The sequence below is a fragment of the Falsiroseomonas sp. RANM36 genome, assembly GCF_056682175.1.
This window is the reverse complement of the sequence record NZ_JBWXTD010000007.1, coordinates 278,804-286,327: the sequence shown is the minus strand read 5'-3', so window position 1 is coordinate 286,327 and position 7,524 is coordinate 278,804. Positions and strand designations below refer to the sequence as shown.

Below are 7,524 nucleotides of genomic sequence, written 5' to 3'. Positions count from 1 at the left end.
CCGCCCGCCTACCTGCGGCGGGGGCCGCGCCCCGGGCGCCCCGCCCCACCGGGGGCGCGGGCGCCGCCGGCGGCCTTGCCGGGGCACTGGCGACGCCCGCCGTCGTCACCGCCCAGACCACCTTCAACTGGCGGATGACGAGCTTCTACGGCCCGCAGGCCGCCTTCTACTCCACCGGCCCGGGCAGCGCGCGCGACCTGATCGACCGCATCCAGAAGATGTCGAACAACCGCATCCGCATCCAGTTCTTCGGGGCGGGCGAGCTGATCCCGGCGGCGGAGGGCTTCGATGCCGTCTCCTCCGGCATCGTCGAGATGAACTACGCCAACGCCTATTTCTGGACCGGCAAGACCTTCGCCGCGCAGTATTTCACCGCCGTGCCCTTCGGCCTGAACTTCCAGGGGCTCAATGGCTGGATGTACGACGGCGGCGGCCTCGATCTGTGGCGCGAGGTCTATGACCGCTTCAACCTGGTGCCGTTCCTGTGCGGCAACACCGGCGTGCAGATGACCGGCTGGTTCCGCAAGCCGATCGAGAAGGTGGAGGACCTGCGCGGCCTGAAGATGCGCATCCCCGGCCTCGCCGGCCGCGTCTACCAGCGGCTCGGCGTGGATGTCCGGCTGCTGCCGGGCGGCGAGATCTTCCCCGCGCTGGAGCGCGGCGTGATCGACGCGGCCGAATTCGTCGGGCCGTTCCTGGACCGCCAGCTCGGCCTGCAGCGCGTGGCCAAATACTACTACACGACCGGCTGGCACGAGACGGCGACGGCCTCCGAGCTGATCATCAACAAGGCGGCCTGGGCGCGGCTGCCCAACGACCTGAAGGCGATCGTGGAGAACGCGGTCGCGGCCTGCAACGTGATCTCCGAGGCATGGTGCCAGAAGAACAATGCCGAGGCGATGGAGGACCTGGTGAAGAACCAGGGCGTCATCGCGCAGCAGCTTCCCGACGAGGTGCTGGCCCGGCTGCGCACCGAGACCGAGGCGGTGCTGGCCGAGGCCGTGGCGCGCGACCCCGTCACCAAGCGGGTGAACGACAGTTACTTCTCCTACAAGGCGAAATACGACGCCTGGGCCGGCTACTCGGAAAGCGTCTATCACAGCCGCATCCGCCAGGGCTGAGCGTGGCGCAGGATGCGACCGCGCGCCTGGCCGGCGCGATCGACACCATCGTGGACCGCGTCGGCCAGATCTCGGCCGGCGGGGCCGCGGCGCTGGTCGTCGTCATGGCCTCCAACGTGCTGCTGCGCTACGGCTTCTCGCTGGGCAGCGTCTGGGCGCAGGAGCTGGAATGGCACCTGATGTCGCCCATCGCGCTGATCGGCGCGGCCTATGCGCTGCGGCATGGCGAGCATGTGCGGGTGGATGTGCTGTATGCGCAGTTCCGCCCGCGCCTGCAGGCGGCGATCGACCTCTTCGCCGGCGTGGCGGGGCTCGTCGTCTGCGCGCTCGTGATCTGGCTGTCCTGGCGCTATGTCGGCGTCTCCTTCGCGCAGGACGAGGGCTCGCCCAACCCGGGCGGCATCCCGTGGCGCTGGGCGCTGAAGGCCTTCATCCCGGTCGGCTTCGCGCTGCTGCTGCTGCAATTCGCCGCCGAGACGCTGCGGGCCCTCGCGCGGCTCAGGGCCGCGGACGCCGCCACCTGACCCCCTGAACCCTGCCCACACCCCCCCTCCTCCGGAAGCCGGGCGAGGGAGATCGGATGACCATGCCCATCACCGAAGTCTACGCGATCCTGATGCTTGTCGGCTTCTTCGGGCTGCTGCTGATCGGCATGCCCGTGGCGCTGACGCTGGCCGTGACGGGCTTCGTCTTCGGCTGGCTCGGCTTCGGGCCGATGCTGTTCAACCTGCTGCCGCACCGCATCTTCGGCGTGGTCACCAACTATTCGCTGCTGGCGATCCCGCTCTTTGTCTTCATGGGCGTGGCGCTGGAGAAATCGCGGCTGGCCGAGGACCTGATGGAGGTGGTGGGGCGACTCTCGGGCGCGCTGCGGGGCGGGCTGGGCCTGGGCATCGTCTTCGTCGGCGTGCTGATGGGCGCGACGACGGGGATCGTGGGCGCGACGGTGGTCACGCTCGGTCTTCTGACGCTGCCGGCGCTGCTCAGGCGCGGCTACGACAAGGGCCTCTCCTGCGGCGTGATCTGCGCCTCCGGCACGCTGGGACAGATCATCCCGCCCTCGCTGATCCTGATCCTGCTGGCCGACATCATGAACCTCTCGGTCGGCACGCTCTTCGCCGCGGCGGTCTTCCCCGGGCTGCTGCTGGCCGGGATCTACTGCGCCTACATCCTGGTCCTCGGCATCCTCCGGCCGGAGATGGTGCCCGCGGTGCCGCCCGAGGAGCGCGCCCTGACCTCGGCGCGCGACCTGCTGGTGAAGCTCGTGAAGGTGATCGCGCCGCCGGTCGGGCTGGTGATCGCCGTGCTCGGCTCCATCGTCGCCGGCATTGCCGCGCCCACCGAGGCCGCCGCGATGGGCAGTCTCGGCGCGCTGGTGGTGTGCGCCCTGGGCCGGCGGCTGACGCCGGTCCTTGTCGTGGACACGCTGCGCACCACCGCGCGCATCACCGCGATGATGATGTTCATCCTGATCTGCGCCCAGGTCTTCGCGCTCTCGTTCCGCGGCCTGCAGGGCGAGAAGATGGTGCATGACCTGTTCGAGTTCCTGCCGGGCGGCGTCGCGGCCGACATCTGGTTCATGCTGGCGCTGATCTTCGTGCTCGGCTTCTTCCTGGAGTGGATCGAGATCTCCTACATCGCCGTGCCGATCTTCCTGCCGGTCTTCGCGAGCGCGGGCGTGGATCCGGTGTGGCTCGCGATGCTGATCTGCGTGATGCTGCAGACCTCCTTCCTCACGCCTCCCTTCGGCTGGGCGTTGTTCTTCCTGCGCGGCGTGACGCCGCCGGAGGTGACGACGGGCGACATCTATCGCGGCGTGATCCCCTTCGTGGGGATGCAGGTGCTGGCGGTCGGGCTGGTGTTCCTGTTCCCGGCGCTGGCGACCTGGCTGCCCAAGGCGATCGGCTGGTGAAAGCGGCGCAGGGGCGGCCGGCCCGCCGGGGCGCCGGCCCCGCCGGGCCGGAGCAGCCCCGGCGCGGGGCTATGCCTCCAGCGTCGCCTGCAGGGCGATCGCGGCGTTCAGCACCTTGCTGACCGGGCAGTTCGCCTTTGCCGCCGCGGCGAGTTCTTCGAACTTCTCCTGCGCGATCCCCGGCACCTTCGCCTTCAGCACGAGCGTGACGGCGGCGATCCGCCAGCCGCCAGGCTCCTGCTCCATCGTGAGGCGCGCCGTCGTCGCCAATTCCTGCGGCGGGTGGCCGGCGCCGGAAAGCTGGAAGGCCAGCGCCATGGAGAAGCAGCCTGCATGGGCGGCGGCGATCAGCTCCTCCGGGTTCGTCCCCTTGCCGTCGCCGAAGCGCGCGCCGAAGGAATAGGGCGTGTGCTGGAGCGTCCCGCTCTGCGTCGTCAGCGAGCCGCTGCCGTCCTTGCCGCTGCCGTGCCAGAGCGCCGATCCCTCACGCCGGATGGATGTCATCGTGCGTTCTCCCGTCGGGGCGGCCGCTCCGCCAGCCGGCCGCGCGATGGAAAGCGTGACATGGGCGGGCCGCTGCCTCTAGCCTTCCGGGCCATGCCCCACGACCTCGTGCAGTCAGAGCCGGCCCCGGATGCGGCGGGCATCAGGGTGCCGGCGCTTCGGCCGGCGGCGCCGCGGGCGCTCTGCACGGATTGCGGGCTGTCGCGCACCGATCTCGCCAAGGCCTGCGGCCGCGCCTGCCAGTTCCTCCGCCCCGACTACGCGGCGCTGGAGGCCGCGGTGCATGGCCGCGCGCGCGATGCCGCGCGCCCGGACGAGCTGCATTTCGGACCGTTCCGGCGGATGCTGCGTGCGGCGCTGCGATCCCCGCGGCCGGGTGCGCAATGGAGCGGCATCGCAACGCGGCTCGGGGAGCGGCTGCTGGAGACGGGCGCGGTGGACGCCGTGCTGGCGATGGCCGCCGACCCCGAGGATCGCTGGAAACCGATGCCCGTGCTGGTCACGCGGGCCGAGGACATGGCCGCCTGCCGCGGCATGAAGATGGGCTTCGCGCCGCTGCTCGCGTTGCTGGAACCGGCGGCGCGAGCGGGGCATCGGCGCCTCGCCGTGATCGGCATTCCCTGCCAGGTGCATGCGCTGCGCGCGATCGAGGCGGAGCTCGGGCTGGAAAGGCTCTACGTCATCGGCACGCCCTGCTCCGACAATACCACGACGGAGATGTTCCACCGCTTCCTCGACCTCCTGGACCCGGACCCCGCCTCCATCAACTATCTGGAGTTCCGCGCCGACTATCATGTGGAGCTGCGCCACGCCGATGGGCGGATGCGCACCATCCCCTTCCTGCAGCTGCCGATCAGCCGGCTGCCGGCGGATTTCTTCCCGCTGACCTGCCGCACCTGCGTGGACTACACGAATGTGCTCGCCGACATCACCGTGGGCTACATGGGCGGTACGGGCGCGCAATGGCTGCTGGTGCGCAACGACCGCGGCGAGGAGCTGGTCGGGCTGCTGGGCGACGAGCTGGATGCCGCGGCGCCGGCTTCCGCGGGGCGGCGGACGGGGGCGGTGAAGGGGTTCCTGGCGAATACGGAACGCGCGGCGGGCGGGCTGCCGCTGCGCCGCATGCCGGGCTTCCTGCGACCGCTGGTCGGCTGGCTGATGCCGCGGATCGGCCCGCGCGGCCTCGAATTCGCCCGCGCCCGCGTGGAGATGAAGGCGGTGGAGACCGTGCTGTACCTGCGCCACATGGCCCCGCGCCGCCTGCGGAGCATGGTGCCGCCCCATGTCTGGCACCTTGTCGCGCCCCACGGCCTTGCGCCGCGGGAGGCCGAGACGGTCAAGGCCGTGGTGGCCGCGGCACAACCGACAAAGCCAGCTTCTGTCAGGAGACCTTCGAAAAATATTGAGGTAATGTAAGATCTTCGCGCGATGGTTGTCGCCCGCTTGCCATTTTCTGCTAACAGGACGTGATGGTGGCGAGCGTTGCGGTGTGTTGCCTGGGCTCCACCGCGTCGAGCAGGGAGTATGCGATGCCACCGGTCCAGCGCCGGACCCTTTTCGCCCGCCTCGCCGGCGCCGTGCTGGGCCTGCTTCTGGCTGGCCAGGCGGCCGCGCAGGAGCAGCCCTTCCGCCTGAAGGTGATCGGCGGCCTGGCCGGCGTCAGCCAGTTCGTCCGGTTCGAGGAACCCTTCTGGCACCGGCGCATCGGCGAGCTGACCAATGGGCGGATCGTGGCGGAGATCTCGCCCTTCGACCGCAGCGGCATCCGCGGGCAGGAAATGCTGCAGCTGATGCGCCTCGGCGTGGTGCCCTTCGGCACCGTGATCCTGCCGCTGGCCGCCACCGAGGAGCCGGAGTTCAACGCCGTGGACCTGCCGGCGCTGTCGCCCGACATCGCCACGCTGCGCCGGACGGTCGGCGCCTTCCGCCCCTATCTGGAGGGCCTTCTGCGGGAGCGCTACGGCATTGAGCTGCTTGCGATCTACACCTATCCGGCACAGGTCGTGTTCTGCAACCGCGCCTTCTCGGGCCTGGCGGACCTGGCGGGGCGGCGGGTGCGGACATCCTCGGTCGGGCAGTCGGAGCTGATCCAGGCGCTGGGCGGCAGCCCGGTGGTCACGCCCTTCGCGGAGATCATTACCGCCTTCCGCAGCGGCGTGGTGGAATGCGCCATCACCGGGACGCTCTCCGGCCATGCCATCGGGCTCTACAACGTGACGACGCATGTGCATGCGATGGCGCTGAGCTGGGGGCTTTCGGCCTTCGCCGCAAATGCCAGTGCCTGGGCGTCGCTGCCCGCGGACCTGCGCGAGATCATCCGTGGCGGCGTGCGCGACCTGGAGGAGCGCATCTGGCGTGCCGCCGAGCACGAGACCGGCGAAGGCCTGGCGTGCAACGCCAACCTGCCAGGCTGCAGCGCCGCGCGGCGCGGCGCCATGACCGTGGTGCCGGTGAGCCCGGCCGATGAGGAGCGCCGGCTGAAGCTGCTGACCGAGGTGGTGCTGCCGCGCTGGGTGAACCGCTGCGGGCAGGACTGCGTGGAGGCCTGGAACGCGCATCTGGCGCCGGTGGTCGGCGTGCGCGCCGTGGCGGACTGAGATGTCGCTGCTGCAGACCACGCGCCGCCTGCGGCTCGCCCTCGTCGCCGCGGCGATCACCCTGCTGCTGATGCAGGGCGTGGCGACCGCGCTGCTGGTCTCCCGCGCCCGCGACGCCGCGCTGCTCTCCGCGCTCGACACGGTGAACCGCATCGGCCGCGCGGTGGAAGCCTCCATCAACCGCAACTTCGTGCAGGTGGACGCGATGCTGGCGGGGCTGCCCGCGGTGCTGCGCCCCTTCACCTCCGAGGGCGGGTTCGACGCGGCCGGGGCCGGGCGGGTGCTGCGCGAGCTCAACAACCAGAACTTCACCTTCCGCGACGTGCTGCTGTTCGGCGCGGACAGCACGCCGCTGGCCAGCGGGCTCGCGGTGTCGCGCCGGCGGCCGCTGCCGATCCCGCTCGGCCCCTCCTTCTTCGATGCCGGGCCGAGCGGCAGCGGGCTGACCATCGGCGGGCCGGTGCGCAACCCGGTGACCGGCGAATGGTCGCTGTTCTTCGCGCGCCCCGTGACCATCCCCGGCGCCGGCACCCTGGCGGCGGTGGCGGAAGTGCCGGTGCCGCTGATCGGCACGCTGCTGGCGGTGGGCGGCGAATCGCCCGGCCTGCGGGTGACGCTCGAGCGCGAGGACGGCCTGTTGCTGGCCTCCCTGCCGCATGACGAGACGCGGATCGGCCGCCAGCTGTCGAGCCCCGCCTCCAGCCTGCCGAACGCCGGGCAGGCGACCAGCCGCTTCGACGACCGCAGCGTGCTGGTGGCGGTCCGGCCGACCCTCTACCCCTCGCTGCTGGTCACCGCGACGATCGAGACCGAGGCGGCGCTGGCGATCTGGCGGCAGGACAGCCAGCGGGCGCTCGCCGTCTCCGGCCTCTTCTCGCTGCTGGTGCTGGCGCTGGCCGCCGCGCTGCTGGTCGGGCTGCGCCAGCGCGAGAAGGTGGAGGCGGAGCGCGCCCGCGGGCGCGCGCGGCTCGAGAACGCGCTGGAGAGCATGTCGGACGGCTTCGTGATGTTCGGCCCCGACGACCGGCTGATCGCCTGCAACCAGCGCTACAAGGATTTCTACGCGATCTCGTCGCCCTTCATCCACCAGGGCGCGCATTTCCGCGACATCATGCGCGAGGGCGCGATCCGCGGGCAGTATCCGCAGGCCGGGCCGGACATCGACGCCTTCATCAACGCGATGGACGCCTGGCGGCACGCCAACAACCCGCCGATCGAGCGCCTGCTGCCCGACGGCCGCTGGGTGCTCATCACCGAGCGCAGCACCGCCGATGGCGGCACCGTCGGCATCCGCACCGACATCACCCAGCTCAAGCGCACCATGGAGGAGCTGGCCGCGGGGGGGGGGGGGGGGCGGCCCCCCCCCCCGCGGGGCGGCGCCGGGGGAGCC

At 71.2% G+C, this 7,524-nt stretch carries 7 protein-coding genes; 6 read left to right on the top strand and 1 reads right to left on the bottom strand.

The genetic code is table 11. From position 1 onward, the window contains the following. The 3 genes from AC1MIR_RS25515 to AC1MIR_RS25505 form a co-directional block, all read left to right on the top strand. A partial coding sequence (locus AC1MIR_RS25515; RefSeq protein ID WP_480030978.1) for a TRAP transporter substrate-binding protein occupies window positions 1-1,121 on the top strand: 1,121 nt, incomplete at its 5' end. A gap of 2 nt (window positions 1,122-1,123) precedes the next feature. Further along, window positions 1,124-1,645: a TRAP transporter small permease subunit gene (locus AC1MIR_RS25510; RefSeq protein ID WP_480030977.1), complete on the top strand. Its 522-nt coding sequence runs from the start codon at window positions 1,124-1,126 to the stop codon at window positions 1,643-1,645. A 62-nt stretch (window positions 1,646-1,707) separates the two neighbouring features. After that, window positions 1,708-3,033 carry a TRAP transporter large permease gene (locus AC1MIR_RS25505; protein ID WP_480030976.1) on the top strand — a complete coding sequence of 442 codons (1,326 nt, stop codon included), beginning with the start codon at window positions 1,708-1,710 and terminating at the stop codon, window positions 3,031-3,033. A 69-nt stretch (window positions 3,034-3,102) separates the two neighbouring features. Here AC1MIR_RS25505 and AC1MIR_RS25500 read toward each other — a convergent pair whose 3' ends face one another. Next, entirely contained in the window at window positions 3,103-3,537 is a 435-nt protein-coding gene (locus AC1MIR_RS25500) for an OsmC family protein (protein ID WP_480030975.1), read from the bottom strand. Window positions 3,538-3,630: 93 nt separating this feature from the next. On the opposite strand from AC1MIR_RS25500, the gene AC1MIR_RS25495 reads away from it, so the two are divergent. From AC1MIR_RS25495 to AC1MIR_RS25485, 3 genes are all read left to right on the top strand, one after another. Then, the gene (locus AC1MIR_RS25495; protein ID WP_480030974.1) at window positions 3,631-4,953 is read left to right on the top strand and encodes a Coenzyme F420 hydrogenase/dehydrogenase, beta subunit C-terminal domain; all 1,323 of its coding nucleotides are present in this window, start codon (window positions 3,631-3,633) and stop codon (window positions 4,951-4,953) included. A 113-nt stretch (window positions 4,954-5,066) separates the two neighbouring features. After that, window positions 5,067-6,134 (top strand): TRAP transporter substrate-binding protein, encoded by a 1,068-nt coding sequence (locus AC1MIR_RS25490; protein ID WP_480030973.1) that lies wholly within the window; start codon window positions 5,067-5,069, stop codon window positions 6,132-6,134. 1 nt (window position 6,135) lies between these two features. Beyond that, window positions 6,136-7,524 (top strand): PAS-domain containing protein (locus AC1MIR_RS25485; protein ID WP_480030972.1); only part of this gene is annotated, 1,389 nt, incomplete at its 3' end.

What these genes read in the sequence shown, in the direction of transcription:
- AC1MIR_RS25505 (WP_480030976.1), top strand. Translation starts at nt 1,708, where the DNA reads ATGCCCATCACCGAAGTCTACGCGATCCTGATGCTTGTCGGCTTCTTC.
- AC1MIR_RS25500 (WP_480030975.1), bottom strand. Translation starts at nt 3,537, where the DNA reads ATGACATCCATCCGGCGTGAGGGATCGGCGCTCTGGCACGGCAGCGGC.
- AC1MIR_RS25495 (WP_480030974.1), top strand. Translation starts at nt 3,631, where the DNA reads ATGCCCCACGACCTCGTGCAGTCAGAGCCGGCCCCGGATGCGGCGGGC.
- AC1MIR_RS25490 (WP_480030973.1), top strand. Translation starts at nt 5,067, where the DNA reads ATGCCACCGGTCCAGCGCCGGACCCTTTTCGCCCGCCTCGCCGGCGCC.